The 17,022-nt window shown below is 62.5% G+C and carries 13 protein-coding genes; 6 read left to right on the top strand and 7 right to left on the bottom strand.

The window, feature by feature from the left end; all coding sequences use genetic code 11:
* Positions 1–115 precede the first annotated feature (115 nt).
* From JO015_03840 to JO015_03830, 3 genes are all read right to left on the bottom strand, one after another.
* The gene (locus tag JO015_03840; GenBank protein MBV9998226.1) at positions 116–1,255 is read right to left on the bottom strand and encodes a Gfo/Idh/MocA family oxidoreductase; all 1,140 of its coding nucleotides are present in this window, start codon (positions 1,253–1,255) and stop codon (positions 116–118) included.
* 7 nt (positions 1,256–1,262) lie between these two features.
* On the bottom strand, positions 1,263–2,030 hold the full coding sequence (locus tag JO015_03835; GenBank protein ID MBV9998225.1) for a sugar phosphate isomerase/epimerase: 768 nt from the start codon (positions 2,028–2,030) through the stop codon (positions 1,263–1,265).
* A gap of 301 nt (positions 2,031–2,331) precedes the next feature.
* On the bottom strand, positions 2,332–4,212 hold the full coding sequence (locus tag JO015_03830; protein MBV9998224.1) for a CHASE3 domain-containing protein: 1,881 nt from the start codon (positions 4,210–4,212) through the stop codon (positions 2,332–2,334).
* Between the two features lie 408 nt (positions 4,213–4,620).
* On the opposite strand from JO015_03830, the gene JO015_03825 reads away from it, so the two are divergent.
* Entirely contained in the window at positions 4,621–5,097 is a 477-nt protein-coding gene (locus JO015_03825; protein MBV9998223.1) for a cupin domain-containing protein, read from the top strand.
* Between the two features lie 132 nt (positions 5,098–5,229).
* Positions 5,230–6,129, top strand: coding sequence for an ATP-sensitive inward rectifier potassium channel 10 (locus JO015_03820; GenBank protein MBV9998222.1), 900 nt, complete (start codon positions 5,230–5,232; stop codon positions 6,127–6,129).
* Here the strand turns inward: JO015_03820 and JO015_03815 are convergent.
* The 3 genes from JO015_03815 to JO015_03805 form a co-directional block, all read right to left on the bottom strand.
* Positions 6,072–7,676, bottom strand: coding sequence for a methyltransferase (locus tag JO015_03815; protein ID MBV9998221.1), 1,605 nt, complete (start codon positions 7,674–7,676; stop codon positions 6,072–6,074). The two genes, JO015_03820 and JO015_03815, sit on opposite strands and share 58 nt — an antisense overlap.
* Positions 7,677–7,848: 172 nt before the next feature.
* Complete coding sequence (locus tag JO015_03810) at positions 7,849–9,096, bottom strand: PLP-dependent aminotransferase family protein (protein ID MBV9998220.1); 1,248 nt, start codon at positions 9,094–9,096, stop codon at positions 7,849–7,851.
* A gap of 13 nt (positions 9,097–9,109) precedes the next feature.
* On the bottom strand, positions 9,110–9,424 hold the full coding sequence (locus tag JO015_03805; protein MBV9998219.1) for a DUF2917 domain-containing protein: 315 nt from the start codon (positions 9,422–9,424) through the stop codon (positions 9,110–9,112).
* 120 nt (positions 9,425–9,544) lie between these two features.
* On the opposite strand from JO015_03805, the gene JO015_03800 reads away from it, so the two are divergent.
* Positions 9,545–11,017 (top strand): PLP-dependent aminotransferase family protein, encoded by a 1,473-nt coding sequence (locus JO015_03800; protein MBV9998218.1) that lies wholly within the window; start codon positions 9,545–9,547, stop codon positions 11,015–11,017.
* Between the two features lie 37 nt (positions 11,018–11,054).
* Positions 11,055–12,071: a 2-dehydropantoate 2-reductase gene (locus JO015_03795; protein ID MBV9998217.1), complete on the top strand. Its 1,017-nt coding sequence runs from the start codon at positions 11,055–11,057 to the stop codon at positions 12,069–12,071.
* A gap of 195 nt (positions 12,072–12,266) precedes the next feature.
* Here the strand turns inward: JO015_03795 and JO015_03790 are convergent, their stop codons facing one another.
* The gene (locus JO015_03790) at positions 12,267–12,518 is read right to left on the bottom strand and encodes a hypothetical protein (GenBank protein ID MBV9998216.1); all 252 of its coding nucleotides are present in this window, start codon (positions 12,516–12,518) and stop codon (positions 12,267–12,269) included.
* 484 nt (positions 12,519–13,002) lie between these two features.
* On the opposite strand from JO015_03790, the gene JO015_03785 reads away from it, so the two are divergent.
* Both JO015_03785 and JO015_03780 read left to right on the top strand, forming a co-directional pair.
* Positions 13,003–13,776 (top strand): 4'-phosphopantetheinyl transferase superfamily protein, encoded by a 774-nt coding sequence (locus JO015_03785; GenBank protein MBV9998215.1) that lies wholly within the window; start codon positions 13,003–13,005, stop codon positions 13,774–13,776.
* Between the two features lie 217 nt (positions 13,777–13,993).
* The coding region (locus JO015_03780) for an amino acid adenylation domain-containing protein (GenBank protein MBV9998214.1) at positions 13,994–17,022 on the top strand (3,029 nt) is incomplete at its 3' end.

Raw genomic sequence — 17,022 nt, 5'->3', positions numbered from 1 at the left:
CGAGAGCCTGCAGGCGGTACCGGGCCTTGACGCACGGCAACGGGCACTCCCGGGATTATCCCCGACATGTGCTAACATTCCGATTTTTGTTCTCAGCCATTGCCAAGTCGCAGCCTCAAGCCTCGAAAACCTCTTCACCCTCGCCGAGCGGCAGCGGTTCAGGCCGTTCGCAAGGCGTCTCGATCATGATGTGGCGTCCCTCGATCGATGAGCGCTCCAAGGCCTCCAATACCTCAAGCACGTGCATCGCCAGTTCACCGCTGGCGCGATGTTTGCGGTTGTAACGTATCGCCGCAGCCATATCGAGTACGCCGATTATACGGTAGTCAGCGATGGGCAGGCCGGCCCGCGTGTGGCGGTTGGGCTTGCCGAATGGGTGCGCGGCGATGTCGAGGGGCGTCCAGTCGTCGTCCCGTTTGGTGATGACCATCGGCTCGCCGCCGAAAAAGTTGGGGTCGGGTATCAACATGCTCCCCTCCGAGCCGTAGAGCTCGAAGGGCGCGCGCCGGTGCCGCCAAACGTCCCAGGAAGTGGTGATAGCTACGCTGGCGCCGTTGGCGAAAGACAGGACGCCATTGACGGTGGTGGGAACCTCGACCTGGATGATTGACCCTTTCAGGGGCTCGCTGCTGATGGTCCGAGTCGCGCTGCCCATCGTGGCTTGCGCCGTGACGCGCGTGACTGGGCCGAGCAGGTTGACCAACTGCGTGACGTAGTAGGGGCCCATATCGAGTACCGGGCCGCCGCCGCGCTTGAAGAAGAACTCCGGACTGGGGTGCCAGTGCTCCACGCCGTGGTTGGCGAAGAAAGCGCTACCGGCAATCGGCCGGCCGATTTGCCCCGCATCAATCGCGCGGCGGCAGGCTTGATGACCGGCCCCCAGGAAGGTGTCAGGTGCGCAGCCCACGCGCACCCCCTTGGCCGTCGCTGCGAGCATCAGGGCCTCTGCCTCTGCATGACGGGTGCCGAGCGGCTTCTCCGAATAAACGTGCTTGCCGGCTTCGACGATCTGCAGGCTGACCGGCGCGTGGGCTACGGGAATGGTCAGGTTGATGATGATCTGAACGTCCGGATCAGCCAGCAACTGGTCCACCGTGAGGGCCTGCACCCCGTACTCCGCGGCCTGGGCCTGGGCCGCCTCCATGCGCAGGTCAGCGACGGCCTTTACACGGACCAGCTCGGACCGTGCTGCCCCCTTCAGGTACGAATGGCTGATGTTGCCGCAACCGATGATGCCGATTTCGAGTCGTGCCATGGCGTGTCTAAGCTCCCATCTGGCTGATAAAGGCGTAGTTGGCGCGCGCGGTCCCTGCTGGATCGGCAGGCTTGTCATGTTCCACCACCATCCACCGCGCGCCGGCCTCACGGGCGGCCCGCCACAGGTCGCGCCAGTCCAGCACGCCCGCGCCGACATCGGCCCAGCCGTCCTGATTTTGGTTCCGCCCCGCCGGAGCAAGATCTTTGACGTGCGCGGAAACGATCCGGTCCCGGTAGCGCGCCATCCATTCTTTAGGGTCGGCGCCGCCGCGAACCAGCCAGGCGATATCCACCTGCCACGCCAACGGGCTCTCCCCGGCGGCCTCAAAGATCAACTCCAGGGCGGTTTTTTTTCCCTGCTTGGGTGCGAGTTCCCAATGATGATTATGGTAGCCCAACGTGATGCCTTCATCGCGCATACGCTCGGCCAACAAGCCGAGTTCGCGCCCCAGCGAGCGCCAGAACGGCGCGTCGCTCCCGCGTTGCTCCGGCGGCACGGCGGGCATGAAGAGCTGCTCAAAGCCCAGCGTGCGGCAGGCTCGAATCACGAGGTCAAGCCGTTCCCGCAGCCCGGCCAGACTGACGTGGCTGGAGGACACCTTCAAGCCACGCGCGTCGAGCTTGGCGCGCACGTTCTCGGCGTCCTCAAGGTGAGCACCAATCGTCTCAACGTGGCTGTAACCGGCTTGCTTGACAGCATCTAACACACGGTCGAGCTCGCCTAGCGAGCGCAACGTGTACAGCTGGATGGAGAGGATGTCGGTATCGCCCATGGGGATCCTTGTAGTCAGTGGAAACAAAGGTAAGGCTCGGTCGCTTGGCTGAAGATGGATGCCCGCCGCAATTTGGGCATCAAGGCACCCAACCTTCAAGCGGGCGTAATTCACTATTTAGATCGTCGGGTGGGGCGGCGGCGCTCCCCTCAGAAACGGTATCAAGTGCAGGAAAGGGGCGTGTAATCGTTTCAGGGTTCTGGGCTTCGCCTGCTGAGGGCCGATGAGGCGCGCGAAAATTCAGGGTGGCGCCGGCACTCCCCTGAGCCGGCATTTTACCGAGAGAACCATCTGAATGGTATCAGACTCCTGTGCCCCGCGCCAGTTCAGCCACCTTGCGAGTCAGTTCGTGTAGGTTCACCGGCTTGGTTAAGTACCCATTAAATCCCGCTGCCAGCGCCTGACGCCGGTCTTCCGGTCTGGTAAATGCCGTTAAGGCCAACGCCGGGATATCCCGGCTTCCGTCGGCCCGACGTCCCCGAAGAGTTTGGATAAAAGAGTAACCGTCTTGGCCGGGCATCCCGATATCGCAAAGAATCACGTGTGGCGTCCAGTGTGACAGTATGTCCAGCGCCGCCGCCACGCTCTGGGCCGTGCGCACCTCGGCACCTGCCCGGCCCAGCAGGCGTGCGTAGGCCTCACACGCATCGACTTGGTCATCGATGGCCAATACCCGTGTGCCTGGCAGTCTGATCGCCTCGACGGTCCGCTCGTCCTTGGCTTCAGCCCCCCGTTGAACCTCTATCCGGTCCTCCGCAAACTGATGTTCCTGTTCCCTGCCGGCGGCCATGGGAAACCGCACTCGAAAAGTTGCACCCTGATTTTCGCCCGGGCTCTCAGCCTTGATCGTGCCGCCGTGCAACTCGACCAGGTGCCGTGTGATGGCCAGGCCCAAGCCCAGGCCGGAGTTCTGGCGCGTGCTGCTGCCATCCTGCTGCGAGAAGCGTTCGAAAATCCGGGGCAGAAACTCCTGCTTTATTCCTTGGCCGGTGTCCTCGATGCCCAGCTCTACCCAGGAATCTACCGGGGCAAGCCGGAGCCGGATGGTGCCGCCTCGTGGCGTGAACTTCATCGCGTTGCTGGCCAGGTTCCATACCACCTGCCGGAGCCGGTCGGCGTCACCCAGCACCTTCAGGGGACCTGTCCCCCAAAGCGTTTTCACCCGGATGCCTTTGGCCTGCACCGCGGGTCGCAAGCTTTCCGCTACCGCTTCGACCACTTCCCGCAAGTCCACCGCTTCGATTTGCAAGCGAATTTTGCCGGAGGCGATTCGCCCTACGTCCAGCAGGTCGTCAACGAGGCGTGCCTGCGCTTGAGCGTTGCGTGCGATCGTCTCCAGGCCTTCCTGAAGTTCACGCTCTTTCTCGACCCCGTCGCGCAACAGGGTCGCCCAATTCAAGATCGCGCTCAACGGTGTGCGAAGTTCGTGAGACACAATGCCCAGAAATTCGTCCTTGAGCCGGTTCGCGCGGGCCGCTTCGCTGTGGGCGGCCCGTTCCGTGGCCAGCGCCCGTTCGGTAACCTGCTTGGCTTCGCGTTCGGCGGCCAGCATTTGTTCGCGTTCCCGCCAGATCCAACGCACGACCAAATAGAAGCTCAAGAGTGAACCGCCCAGCAGCCCTTGCGTCAGCCAGGTGAGCCGTTCTGCCTGCCGTTTCTGGTGCCGGGCTCCTTGCAGGATGCGCGCCGCCTTCATATCCAGCTCAGCTTGCAGGCGGCTGTCAGCTTGGCGGATCTCGTCCATGAGGGATTTGCCCAGGTCTGTGCGCATGATGGCCAAGGCCGCTTCGGTCTGGCCCGCCTTCCGCAGGTCGATGGTGCGCTGCAGTTCCTCCAGTTTTGCCTGACCGGCCTGCAAAAGGATTTGCAGGCCCTCGTCGTTACCCAGCATCGAGGCGACGCGGGTCACAAGCGAACTCAGACGGGCCCGCGCCGCCAGATATGGACCCAAATAATTGTCATCGCCCGTGAGAAGGTAGCCGCGTTGACCGGTCTCGGCCTCGGTGTAAGTACTGATGAGCCTTAAGAGCTCCGTGCGGATATCCTCTAAATGGCTGACCTCTTTTTGGGCACGCTGCAAGCGCGCGAACACCCGGCGCTCAACCCAGAAGTTCAGCGCCCAGATTACCAAAAGGGTTGCAAAGCCCGCGTTCATCAAGCCCTTTCGGACGCCTGCCTTCATTCAAGTGCCTTTACGTACGCCCGTCACGGTTAGCAAGCCAAAACCCGGGCGGGTACTCTTGACGCCGGTCTGCCCCATCCGGGTCGAGCGCTTTACCCCTGGACAGCTCCGTCCCTTTGCCGGGGACAGACCCCGGAGCGACCCCGGAGGGCGGTCAGGGCTGGTTCGCCTTCTGGATATGACGTTCCAGTCGCTCGCTGAGGCGCCGGGTTCGGTTCCGAGCGGTCGCGGCGCCCGTCGTCGAATGACGCGACGCAGCGCGTCCGGGCGATGTTCGGCTTTAGGCGCCCCAAGGCGGCAGTCTTTACGCTCCGCAGGATCGAGTTGAGCCAGAAAATCGGGACAGGTCAGGACACGATTATTACTGGCCTGTCGAGCGCTTACCCGGTACGAAACATCCCAATCATTATGCCCAGCCCCGATCTCTCTCTCGCCCACCTGTTTTCTTCGCCTGCAAACGCGCCGGTCCTGCTGGAGCAACGCGGAGTCAAGATTCGGTTGCTGGTGTCTGCCGAGGCTACCGATGGCGCCTGGTCGTTGTTGGATTACCAAGCGCCCGCCGGTGCTCCCGGTCCGCATCCGCATTACCACGCCCGTACCACCGAAACGTTTTACGTGGTGTCAGGGCGGTTGCATTTTGATATCGATGGGCATCAGCGGACGCTCGGCAGCGGTGAACTCGTCCGGGTTGCACCGGGGATCAGGCATCACTTTTCCATCCCGAAGGAAGTCCCTGCCCACTTTCTGATCCTGTTCTGCCCCGGCGGACTCGAAGGGTATTTCCGTGAACTCGACGCGATCGTGAGCAACGCACCCGCCTACCCTTTACCGGACATGACGCCGGTGATCGACCTGGGGCGCCGGTACGACTCGTTCGCAGGGTGACGCCCCGCCGGGGGCAGGCGTGTGAGAACGGGGTTGCGCCGCGTATGACGGCAGCGCCGGATGATCTTGAACCTGTAGGCGGGTGTCGGACTGATGGTGACCCGCGCTGGTGGGCCCGCTATTGTGCTGAGCGTGAAAAAAGTATTTTCCCCAACCCCAGTGCGCGCCGGCAGCGTCGAATATTATAAAGTCAACGCCAGCGACTGGGACTGGCGCGACATCTACCACCGGCTGCTCAGCTTCAGTTGGCCTTGCTTCGCAGCCCTCGTGCTGGGTTGCTATCTGGTCATCAATCTGTTCTTCGCCTGGTTGTTCTGGATTGGGGGCAGCGGCGCGATCGCCAACATGGAGGCAGGTTCGTTCTCCGATGCGTTCTTCTTCAGTACCGAGACCCTCGCCACGGTGGGTTACGGCCATCTATATCCCATGTCCCTGTATGGGCACGTTGTCGCCACGGGCGAGATTCTCGTCGGCATGTTCGGCATGGCCGTCATCACCGGGCTCATTTTCGTTCGGTTCGCTCGGCCGGCGGCGAGCCTGCTGTTCTCACAGAAGCTGGTCATTTCGAAGTTCGATGGCGTCCCCATGCTGATGCTGCGAGTGGCCAACCAGCGGAACGTGCCGATGGTCGAAGCCAGGTTTCGGATCATGATGATCCGCACCGAAGCAACCGAAGAAGGCGAGGAGATCGCCCGTTTCCATGAGCTGCGCCTGGAGGTGGAGGGTCTCATCGAGTTCCCGGCGGTCCTGACTATCCGGCATCCGATTGATGAGCACAGCCCGCTTCGCGGCGTGACGGTAAGGGAGTTGGAACGCGACCACGCACGGTTCATTGCGTCGATCGTGTGCACGGACCCGGTGGTGCCCGCGGCGGTACAGAGCCGGCAGCATTATACCTGGCGGGAGGTGCACTTTGGCGAGCGATTCGTGGAGATTTACGCGGAGTCTCACGAGCATGGCGGATGGCTGGTGGACTACGGGCGCCTCAACGACACGGAACCGCTGCCGTGGCCCGCGCCTGGGACGACGTGATCGTCCCGTCCGTCTCGCGAGGCGCTGCCGAGCGTTGAAGTCGAGTCCTGGGGGGGACGGACGGTCAGCAAACCGGCCCGAAGCAGCCGGCACACCAGGCGCAGACCCGAGGCCTTCGCGGTCGCGAAATCAACCGCGGCTTCCGCCGCCACGTGCGCAATCAACTCGCCAACCGTCCGCTTCCCATCGCAATGCGACAAAAGTTGCAGTACGCGCCCATCAATGGTCATGCGCCTCTCCAAGCCATGCGCGGCCTTAACCATCAGCGACTGGCAAACCCAGCCCTCTTGGCCGGCCACAAGTTGCTGTTCGAGTACATGGTCGGGATGCAAAACCACTGGGCAATCGAGCAACTCGTCTTCGCCGGTTGAACCGGCCAGAAAATCCTCTGCCGCAAATATCCGCTGAATTTGCTCGCCGGCCTCGGTGGATAGGGTTACTCCCGACAAATCCTCACAACGGACCCAGTGCCGGCTCGCCCGGCGTTTGCGCAGAATCGCGGCGCCGAGCGCAAGGTGGCCGATGTTCTGTTGGCCGTAATAATCGACCCACGCCGCAAGCTGTGCGGCGTAGCGCGCGTTCCGGATGGCTTCCGTCTGGCGCAACGCGTGCGCCGCGTACTCAAGCGGGCCTTCGCTCGTCCCGTGCAAAAGCCAGAAATCACAGCCGTTGCCCTCCGCCCAGCGACACGGACGCGCCTCCCAGTCCTCGGCGCTCTCGTGCGTCCAACTGATCAGGCTGACCGCGCAACCGCCCTCGTTGAGGTGTGCCGGCGCTTGCCGCACGACCAACTCCGATACCGCGTCGCCGCCCAGCCCGGGATTCTGAAACATGAGGTGCGATCGGGGCGAAATCACGAACGGCGGATTGGACACGATCAGGTCAAACCGTTCGTCGGCGACCGGTTCAAAAAAGCTCCCCTGTTTGAAAGACACGTTGCCGATCCCGTTGAGGCACGCGTTCATCCACGCAAAATTAAGCGCCCTGAGGTTGGTGTCGGTGGCGATGACCCGGTCCGCATGGGATGCGGCCAGGAGCGCGTGAGTGCCCGCGCCCGTGCCCAGGTCGAGCGCCGTGCCCACACGCCGGCGCACCGTTAACCGTGTTAACGAAAGGGAGGAACTGCTGGTGCCGCTCATCACAAAATCCGGCCGCAGCGCCCGGCCGTATGGTGGAAGGAAATCGCCCAGTAAAATCAAGTCGTGCCAGGGCAGCAAACGCGCCACCGCTCGCACGGCGCCACCCACCCGTCTGATCAGACGCACCTCCTGAAGCCACTCGAGGCTCACCGGCGCCACCGCGGCGCGCACGGCGTCTTCGCTCATCGGCAAGCCTAAAATGAAGGTGCGAATCAGCACGTGAAGCGGCAAAGGCTCGGCCGTGCGCCGGAGAGCGCAGGGCACGTCAATGTTGCGGTCCGTTCTGTCCTCCAACACCTGCCCCACCGCTTCCTCGGTGAAACCTACGTGGCGCAAACACTCGCGTAACGCTGTATCCTTCACCCTGTGCGGCCGGAATGGACCCGCCTGGAGAATCGCTGTGCTCACACGAAAATGAGTATGGTAGCGCCTGCCGGACCTTTCAACCTTTCGCTGGGGACCATTAACAAATTCGGTACACTCAATGAAACCGCTCCCCTTATTCTCTCTCGGAATCTTCTCGATGACGAATCTTGCAACGGCCGATTTTATGTGCACCATTCTCATCCCTGCGCCGCCCTCAACCCCAGCGTAAATTGAGATTGGCTGGTCGTTGCCCGTCGAGTTTCTCTTTCAGGAGTGCCCCGAGCCGGGCGATTCCCTCCTCGATTAACTGGCAGTTCGCGTTAGAGAAGTTAAGCCGCAGCGTGTGGTGCCGGGCGTCACCGATCCAGAAGCCCGCGCCGGGCACATACGCCACCTGCCGCTCTAATGCAGCGGGCAATAGTTGGGTCGTGTTCAAGGGCTCGGGCACTTCCACCCAGAGAAACAAACCGCCCTCGGGCAATGTCCAGGTAGAACCGTGCGGAAACCGGTGCGCGATCGCCGCCGCCATCGTATCCCTGCGCTCGCGGTATATCTTTATCAATCGCGCAACGTGGCCGTCCAACCTTTCCTGCGCGCTACAGTATGCGGCCACCAGCCTTTGCGTCAGACCTGGTGTATGAAGATCGACAGCCTGTTTGGCGGTGACCAGCTTCCCGACCACTTCGCCGTCAGAAGCAACCAGCCAGGCGACACGGAGTCCGGGAGCAAGGACTTTGCTGCACGTGCCCAGGTAAATCCAATGCAATGCTTCGGGCAAGGCGGCCAGGGCGGGTAGATGCCGGCCGGAATACCTAAGCCGCCCGTAGGGGTCATCCTCCACGATCAGCACGCCTGACTCTCCCGCGATTCTTGCCAGTTCGCCCCGCCGTTTCAGCGTGGTGGTCAAGCCGGTCGGATTGTGGAAGTTAGTGACGAGGTAAATAAGTTTCGGCCGGCTGGGAGAGTTCGCGACCGCATGCCTCAGCGCCGTCGGGCACATGCCCTCCTCATCCGAGGGGACGCCAATCAGTCTGGGTTCATAAGCGGAAAATGCCTGGAGGGCACCCGCGTACGAGGGATCGGCAACGATCACCGTGTCGCCCGGATCGATAAAAACACGAGCAACCAGGTCTAACGCCTGCTGTGAACCGGTGGTGATCAGGACCCGTTCCGGCTCACATGGGAGTTGCACCGTCTCTTTCAGGTAACTGCAGACCCATTGCCTCAACGGATAAAAACCTTCCGTGAGACCGTATTGCAACGTGGCCGTCGCGTCCTCCGTCAGGACCGATTGACAGATAGCCACCAGTTCTTTGACCGGAAAGGCATCCCCGGCAGGAAGACCGGCCGCAAATGAAATGATTCCCGGTGACTCCGTCATCTTGAGAATGTCTCGAACGGCGCTGCCTTTCAGGTGCGCAGCGCGGCGGGCGTACCTTAGAGCGTTTGGGTGAACGTTCATTCGGCGAGTGTCCTTACAACGGCGTCTTCGCGTCCCGGCACGCTATCACCGCGGGCTCCAGCGCCGTAACCACGAGCTTTCCACGATGTTTGGAGATAAAAGCCATTCCGGCGCCGAGAACGATGTCCCGGCCATCTCCGGTCTGCGTCACCCATATCCTACCCCTCGCACAACCCAGCGTCATCCCTGGCCGGCCGTCAGCCGACCATGCGGCACCGGCGTGTAGTGTTACCATTGCATCCAGTCTCGCATCCGGCGCCGGTTGCCGTCCCAAGTGCCGGCGGATCGTGAGAAATCCCAGGCTGATCAAGTGCAACGCCACCTCCATGGGGGGAATCATCGCAGGTTTTACGGTTGTGTAACAGATTCAGAACGTTATATTCTGATATGATACAGTTGTGAACGATCGTGAAACTGTACCACTTGAAAGAAAATCGAACTGTTGCGTATGAGCCCTCTTGCCGCTGCCACCTTGGCCCCGACCACGGCCGATCCCGATGCAAAGTTGTACCACGCGGTTGCGGATCGGATCACGGCGATGATTGACGCCGGCACGCTGGGGCAGGGGAAGCGTGTCCCGTCAGTCCGGAAACTAAGCCGGCAGATGGGGATCGCCGCGGGCACGGTGCTGCGGGCCTACCGGTTGCTTGAGGATCGCGGGCGCATCGTCGCGCGGCCTCAATCGGGCTTTTACGTGTGCGCTAATCGCCAGCCGCTGCCTGAGCCACGCGTTTCGGTTCCGTCGCGTCGTCCGGAACGGCCGACCATTGGCGACTTTGTTGCGCGCATGACCGAGATGATCAACGTGCCGGATATTATGCCGCTGGGACAGGCGCTCCCCAGCCCGGGGTGCCTCCCGACGAAGCAGCTCAACCGGATTTCCGCTGCTATTGCCCGGACGAGTAGCCGCGGCTTTAACTCCTACGATGTTCCACCAGGCTGTCGCGAGCTGCGCGTCCAGGTTGCGAAACGTTACATGGACGCCGGCTGCGCTTTGTCGCCCGATGACCTGGTGACGACTTCCGGCTGCCAGGAGGCCTTGGGTCTTTGTCTTCGCGCGACCGTCCGGCCCGGGGGTGTGGTGGCCGTAGAATCGCCCACTTACTACGGAATCCTGCAAGCGATTCAGATGCTGGGCATGCGTGCGCTGGAATTGCCCACCGACCCGCGCGACGGCGTCGACCTTGAGGCGCTGGATCGTGCGGCCCGAACTCAGGGCCTTGCCGCCTGCCTCTTCGTCACAAACTGCCACAATCCTCTCGGGTTCACCATGCCAGACGCAAAAAAGCGTCAGTTGGTGGAGCTATTGGCCCGGCACGACATTCCGCTGATTGAGGATGACACCTATGGCGATCTGAGTTTCAATGAACCCCGGCCGGCGGTCTGCAAAGCTTTTGATTACCACGGCCGCGTCCTGCTTTGCTCTTCCGTCTCCAAAACCCTGGCTCCCGGTGCGCGCGTGGGCTGGTGTGCGCCGGGCCGATACCTGGACCGGGTAAAGCACCTCAAATTCTGTAACACGCTGGCGACGGCCACATTGCCGCAGCTGACGGTCGCGGAATATTTGGCTAATGGCGGCTACGCGCACCAGTTGCGGCGGATGAGGAGGCTCTATGCCGAGCAGATCCAGCTCATCGCCGCGTCAGTGCAGCGGAATTTCCCACCGGGAACCCGGGCAAGCCGGCCAGTTGGCGGGCATGTGTTGTGGCTCGAACTCGCCAAGGGCTTTAACTCAATGGAGATGTTCGAGCGCGCGGCTGCCTTGAAAATCAGCATCGCACCTGGGCCGCTCTTCTCCACGTCCGGTGGCTACTCCAATTTCATTCGGCTAAACTGCGCTTGCCCGTGCGATGCCAAACTTGAGCAGGCCATTCGGATCCTTGGCCGGCTCGCTGAGGACCAGCTGCGCACCGTGGCGTAGAAATTCAAAATTCAGAGTCCATCGGCATTTTTTGTGTATGAGGACGTTGATCGTTGGCATCGGCGCCTTGGGCGGGCTCATTGCCGCCCGGATGCAGGCGAGTGGTTGTTCCGTTTGGCTGGCAACTCGGAACGCCGAGTCGGCATTGGCACTGAGAAGGTCAGGCCTTCGCGTGACGGGGGTCGGGGGCGACGTTACCGTTAAAGTGCCGGACATTGCAGCCCTTGACAACTACCTTGCCGGTAGCTCGTTCGACCTGATCGTGCTTGCCACCAAAGCTCAGGATGCGATCGATACAGCGCCACGGCTGGCAGGATTGCTTGGAGCAGGCGGGGTGCTGCTGCCAATCCAGAACGGCGGCGTCTCTCAGCTTCTCGCAGACCGGTTCGGCGTGGAGCGGGTGCTGGGTGGCCTATCGAACCTGGGGGCCACGATGCCGGCCCCGGGCGTCTATGAGCAACGCAACGCAGGCCACCTGCTCATCGGCGAACTCGGCGGCCGCAAGAGTGCGCGCGCCGAGCGAGTTAGTCGATGGCTCGGCCGAGGCGTGGAAGTGAGGGTGACGCCCAACCTTCCCGGGGCCATTTGGTCGAAGCTGCTCCTGAACTGTTCCGTCACCACCCTCGGCGCGATTGCGGGCCGGACGATGCGCCGGTACATCAACCTGCCTGAGGGCCGCGAACTGTTTGACCGGACCTATGCGGAAACGCTGCTGGTGGCGCGCGCAACCGGCGCTCGGCCGGAGCCCATGATCGTCGACCCAGTGCCGCCGGAGTGGAATGGGCAAATCACGCGCGGCGCCGAACACGATGCATGGATTGGTCAGATCCTGAAAGCCTACGGTGACTTGAAGCCGTCCATGCTCCAGGACTTTGAGCGCGGGCGCCGGACGGAGATCGACTTCATCAACGGCTACGTCGTGAACCTTGGCCGGCAGTTAAAAATTCCAACGCCCTTGAATGAGGCGATTGTTGAGACGGTACAGGCGATTACCGGCCGGCACCTCGCTTCCGGTCCGGTACTCCTTACGCGTATCCTGGCTGGAGCCCGATGAAGAAGTGACGCGGTGCACCCGGTATCCTTGAGAACGTCTTTTTGCAGGTCCACCGCACAAGAATTCCCGGATTTTGCCGGCTTTCTATGCGCGTTGACGAATTGCCCGACGCGAGCGAGGACCCGCCGGAACTGCCCGGGCGCAGGAATCAGCGGCCGGCAAGGTTCTGAGGATCCCGAGGTCGACCCGCCGGCGTCACTCCCGGCGAGCAAGGAACGTGCGCAAGCCTTCAGCCGTCGGCGTGCAACCCTCTCCCAGCCGAGCGAACGCGACCGGTGACGCCTTGAGGGGGTACTTCCATTGGTTCGGTTGGCCATCGGTCTGCACCGCCCGGATCAAGAGGCAGCCGCCGCTATCCTCGCCGACGTGCGTCACGACCGAAAAGAAACTCCGAAACTCCAGGACATCGCCCGGGTGGATCCAATGGAAGGGGACGAATCGGTGCATGCCCGGCAGGCTAGGGCGGCGGCACCACGGCGGCAAGCACGATCCGTCGAGGGAAAACCGGGGCGTCCCGGCCTGCCTTCGGCCTTTTGCCCAAACGAAGCCGGATGCAGCGAAGCCTGGTTGCTCTCACAGACACCGGCAACGGCCCGAAAGGGTGGGGAACACGTGCAATGGACGAGTTCCGCTTACAGGTGCCGGCTCGGGACAGGCATTTCTAAACGTAGCACCTTGGAAGGCCAGTCAGAGCGTTCCTATAGTGTCCTGGACCGACCCCTTTACGTGCATGGAATCCTCTACGTCTGCTACCTTTCGATCAAAGTGGACTTGCGCCGTCCCTAAGTATTACGTTGCTCAGGACGCCAAGATCACGGTTTATAGGAACGAGATCATCGCTTGCGGGCGAGAATGATAGGCGCCCTCGCTCGACGAAGTATAGACGTGACGAGATTTGGACGAGAACCGCGACGTGACCGATTCTACGGTTATGGCTTTCGCTGAGTTGGGAGTTGGATACCGCAACCCGTCTGTCGTGCACGCCTGTACTTTCAGCCTAAAGCAGTATGCGCAGCGGCTCGGTTACATGCATGAATGGCTTTCGCCCGAGGAACAGGTACGCGCGCAAGGTTTTCTCCGGGAAACAGACCGAACGCGATTTGTGCTTGGCCGCGCGATCGTGCGCAGCCTTTGCGGAGCGCATTTGGGGGTTGAGCCTGCGAGGGTACGGCTGAATCACACGTCGACGGGCAAGCCGTACCTTGCGAACCCGATTCCGGTGGGCCGGAAGCGTTTCGAATTCAACGTTGCGCATAGCGGCGACTGTATTCTGGTCGCCTGGGCTGAAGCGCAAGCGGTCGGGGTCGACCTTGAGGCGCTGGAGCTTTATGGGTCCGTTTTAATCGACGATGTCTCAGCAATCGCATTTTCGACCGCCGAGCGCGCCGTTCTATCAGCCGCCAGGCCTGATGAGGTGATTAACACGTTTTATCGCATTTGGGTGAGAAAGGAGGCGGTGGTCAAAGCCGAAGGTTGCGGCCTTGGCGGCTCCCTGCGCTCGTTTTCAGTAGCCCACTGCAAGGCGAGTTGCGCAGAGTGGTTCGACGAGGTGCGTTATCCCGAAAGCGGGTACCATTGGAGGACCATCGACTGGATCCCGGCGCCCGGTCACCTGGCCGCGCTGGCATTTCCGCAAGGTTCGATTGTCCGCCACTGTGCGCCTGAAGATATCTACCCGAAAGCTTGGACCTGGTTCGCCCCGTAAACGTTGTGCTAACTGGGACACCGATGGCGTTAAGTCGCGCGGTGTTGCCTGAAAGAGGTGTACTTCGCCAGGCAGAAGGCGAAAGGGCGGGACCCATGCAGGGCTCGCCGGGGAGCAAAGCGCTGGAATCATTAGACAGGCAAAATCCTTTTTACCTTGTTATCTGCGGCTTGGAAGTCTTAGCTTCCATACGCCTTCCGACATCCCCCCTTGAACCGTGGCCAAGCCTTCGACGTTTAGCGCAGGAGACGAGGTTTTTATTTTTCCAACCTCATTTGCGCAGCAGCGCCTTTGGTTCCTCGACCGGCTGGTGCCTGACCGTCAGCTTTACACCGTCGATGTCGCGATGCGCCTGGATGGTGAAGTGGATTTAGAGACTTTGACGTGGGCAGTGGACGCGTTGGTAGCTCGACACGAGAGTTTGCGCACGACCTTCGTGGCGATAGAGGGTCAGCCATTCGCGCAGGTAGGTGGCGGCGCCCCTGTCGTCTTGGAGGTGGATGTCGATCCGCGGGAGTTCGTCCGCCGGTCGTTCGATCTGGAACGTGGTCCTTTGCTGCGGGTCTGCGTGATTCCTAAGCAACGTTTGTTGATCGTGTGCATCCATCACATCGTGACTGACGGTTGGTCGATGCGGATTTTCCTGCGGGAGTTATCCGCGTTGTACGCGGCCGGGCACGCGAGGAGACCGGTGGCTTTGTCGCCGCTGCCGATTCAGTATGCGGATTTCGCCGTGTGGCAACGGCGCGAATTAGCTGGTGCCCGCTTGCAAGAGCTACTCGCCTTCTGGCGAGAGGAATTGGCAGGGGCGCAGGTATTAGATCTGGCGACTGACCGGCCGCGGCCGATCATCCCCAGCTTCCGGGGTGATAGCGTGCCGATGGAGTTGGAACCGGCGTTGATTCAAAAATTGCAGGTCCTGGCTCACGAGCAGGGAGCGACGATGTTTATGGCGTTGCTGGCGGTGTTCTCGGTACTGTTGAGCCGATATAGCGGGCAGGACGATGTGACGGTGGGCACGCCGGTGGCCGGACGCACCCGGGGCGAGTTGGAAGGTTTGATCGGGTTTTTCGTGAACACGCTCGTCCTTCGAATCGACCTCGGGGGTGATCCAAGCTTGCGCGACTTACTGGCGCGGATCCGGGATCGGGCGGTCCGGGCGTATGCCCATCAGGAGCTGCCTTTCGAAAAGCTGGTTGAAGATCTCCAGCCCGAACGCGACCTGAGTCGTAATCCCCTTTACCAGGTTTTCTTCCAACTCGCCACCGCGCCGTCACCTGAGGGCGAAGCAGCCGCACCGTGCGGCGACGGCCTTACTTCTTCTGTTCGGCGCGACCCTGCGGACGACCCACCCTTGCGCTTCTCATGGACCTCTTTGCCGTCGTCCGGACATTCGTCGAAATTTGACCTTAACCTGTCGTTATGGGAGGGCCCTGGTGGTGTCGGGGGCAGGTTGGAGTACGCGAGTGACTTGTTCGAGCGAGCAACGGCAACCCGAATGGCGAGCCATTTTCAGGTGCTTCTCGAAAGGCTGGTTGCCGATCCGGATACTCCGGTCAGCGGCGTGCCGTTGCTAACCTCGGATGAGTGCCGCTGCCTGGATGGGTTCAATTCCACCGCTGCGCCGATACCCGAGCTTTGCGTGCACGACCTGATTGACGCGCAGGCCGCCCGTACCCCCGACGCGCCTGCCGTAGGGGATGTGAGCTACCGGGGCTTGGTCTACATGGCCAATGGTCTGGCGCACCACCTGATCGACCGCGGCGTTGGGCCGAACGCGCTTGTCGCGCTATCGCTTCCTCCTAGCCCTGAATTGATTGCCGCCGTGCTGGGCATCTGGAAAGCGGGTGCCGCCTACCTGCCTTTGGACCCGGACGATCCCGAGGCGCGGCGCCAGCAGATCCTCGCAGATGCCGACCCGGCATTCGTCCTGACCGCCGCCGACCCGTTCCCGCCACCCCGGGCCACTTCCCCAGGCGTTACCAGTGATTCTCATCGAGTCGCCTATGCCATCTACACCTCCGGGTCGAGCGGTGCACCCAAAGCGGTCCTGGCCGAACATCGCGGGGTCCTTAATTTTCTGTGCTGGTTTACGTCTGCATTTCCTGAACTCTTGCCATGGATCACCCGCCTGACTTTCGACGCCTCGCTCAAACAGGTGTTCGCGCCGTTGATCGCGGGCCGGCCGGTGTGGATCCCACCGGACTCTGCGCTCGTCGATCCGGTCGTGCTGGCGCGTGAGCTTAGCAAACGATGCGGCATCGCGCTCAACTGCGTACCCAGTCAATGGGAGGCGATTCTGGACGCGGTGGAGTCCGGTCGGGTGCCTTCATTGAGGGGTCGCCTGAGCACCGTCATCCTCGGCGGTGAATCTCTTCCGCCGTCCCTCGCCGCGCGTACGCACGCGGCGATGCCTGAGGCAAAACTCTGGAATGTCTATGGGCCGACGGAAACCACCAGCGTGGCGACCGCGGCCCTTGTGGTCCCCGGGGAAGGCATTACCATTGGCAAGCCGATTGCCAACGTGGAGGTGGTGGTGGCGGGCCGGCAGGGCGAAGCGCTGCCCGTCGGGGTGCCCGGGGAACTCTGGCTGGCCGGGGCCGGCCTGGCGCGCGGCTACCTGCGCCGGCCCGACTTGACGGCCGAACGCTTCGTCTGGCGCCAGGGCCGGCGCTTTTACCGCTCCGGCGACCGGGTGCGCCGCCGGGCCGACGGCGCCCTGGAGTTTTTGGGCCGGCTCGACGAGCAGCTCAAGCTGGGCGGCCGGCGGCTCGAACCGGGCGAAATCGAGGCGCAGCTGCGCGCCTGCCCCGGGGTCAACGCCGCGGCGGTGGCCATGCGCGAGGGCCAACTGGTGGCCTACGTGGCCGGGGCGGCTCGGCCCGAGGCGCTGCGCGAGCGGCTGCGCGAACGGTTGCCGGCCTGGATGGTGCCCTCGCAGCTGGAGGTGCTGGCGGCCTTGCCGCGCACGGCCAACGGCAAGCTGGACCGGCGGGCGCTGCCGGCGCCGCGCGGGCGGGCGGCGCCCCGGGGCCGGGCGCCCGGGGGCGGGCTGGAGCGGCAGGTGGCGGCGGTGTGGCGCGAGGTGCTGGGGGTGGCTGAGGTGGGGGTGCACGACAACTTCTTTGACCTGGGGGGCCAGTCGCTGCTGCTGGTGCGGGTGCAGGCGCGCCTGGCCAAGCGCCTCAACCGCGACATCCCCATCCTGGAACTGTTCCGCCGGCCCACCATCCATGCCCTCGCCGC

Source organism: Verrucomicrobiota bacterium (genome assembly GCA_019247695.1).
Taxonomy (GTDB): Bacteria; Verrucomicrobiota; Verrucomicrobiia; order Chthoniobacterales; family JAFAMB01; genus JAFBAP01.
The sequence above is the reverse complement of the archived record's forward strand: the minus strand, read 5'-3'. Positions and strand labels throughout refer to the sequence as shown.

Coding starts and splice junctions, on each gene's coding strand:
- JO015_03825 (MBV9998223.1), top strand. CDS start 4,621: ATGCCCAGCCCCGATCTCTCTCTCGCCCACCTGTTTTCTTCGCCTGCA.
- JO015_03810 (MBV9998220.1), bottom strand. CDS start 9,096: ATGAACGTTCACCCAAACGCTCTAAGGTACGCCCGCCGCGCTGCGCAC.
- JO015_03805 (MBV9998219.1), bottom strand. CDS start 9,424: ATGGAGGTGGCGTTGCACTTGATCAGCCTGGGATTTCTCACGATCCGC.
- JO015_03795 (MBV9998217.1), top strand. CDS start 11,055: ATGAGGACGTTGATCGTTGGCATCGGCGCCTTGGGCGGGCTCATTGCC.
- JO015_03840 (MBV9998226.1), bottom strand. CDS start 1,255: ATGGCACGACTCGAAATCGGCATCATCGGTTGCGGCAACATCAGCCAT.
- JO015_03830 (MBV9998224.1), bottom strand. CDS start 4,212: ATGAAGGCAGGCGTCCGAAAGGGCTTGATGAACGCGGGCTTTGCAACC.
- JO015_03785 (MBV9998215.1), top strand. CDS start 13,003: ATGGCTTTCGCTGAGTTGGGAGTTGGATACCGCAACCCGTCTGTCGTG.
- JO015_03800 (MBV9998218.1), top strand. CDS start 9,545: ATGAGCCCTCTTGCCGCTGCCACCTTGGCCCCGACCACGGCCGATCCC.
- JO015_03790 (MBV9998216.1), bottom strand. CDS start 12,518: ATGCACCGATTCGTCCCCTTCCATTGGATCCACCCGGGCGATGTCCTG.
- JO015_03835 (MBV9998225.1), bottom strand. CDS start 2,030: ATGGGCGATACCGACATCCTCTCCATCCAGCTGTACACGTTGCGCTCG.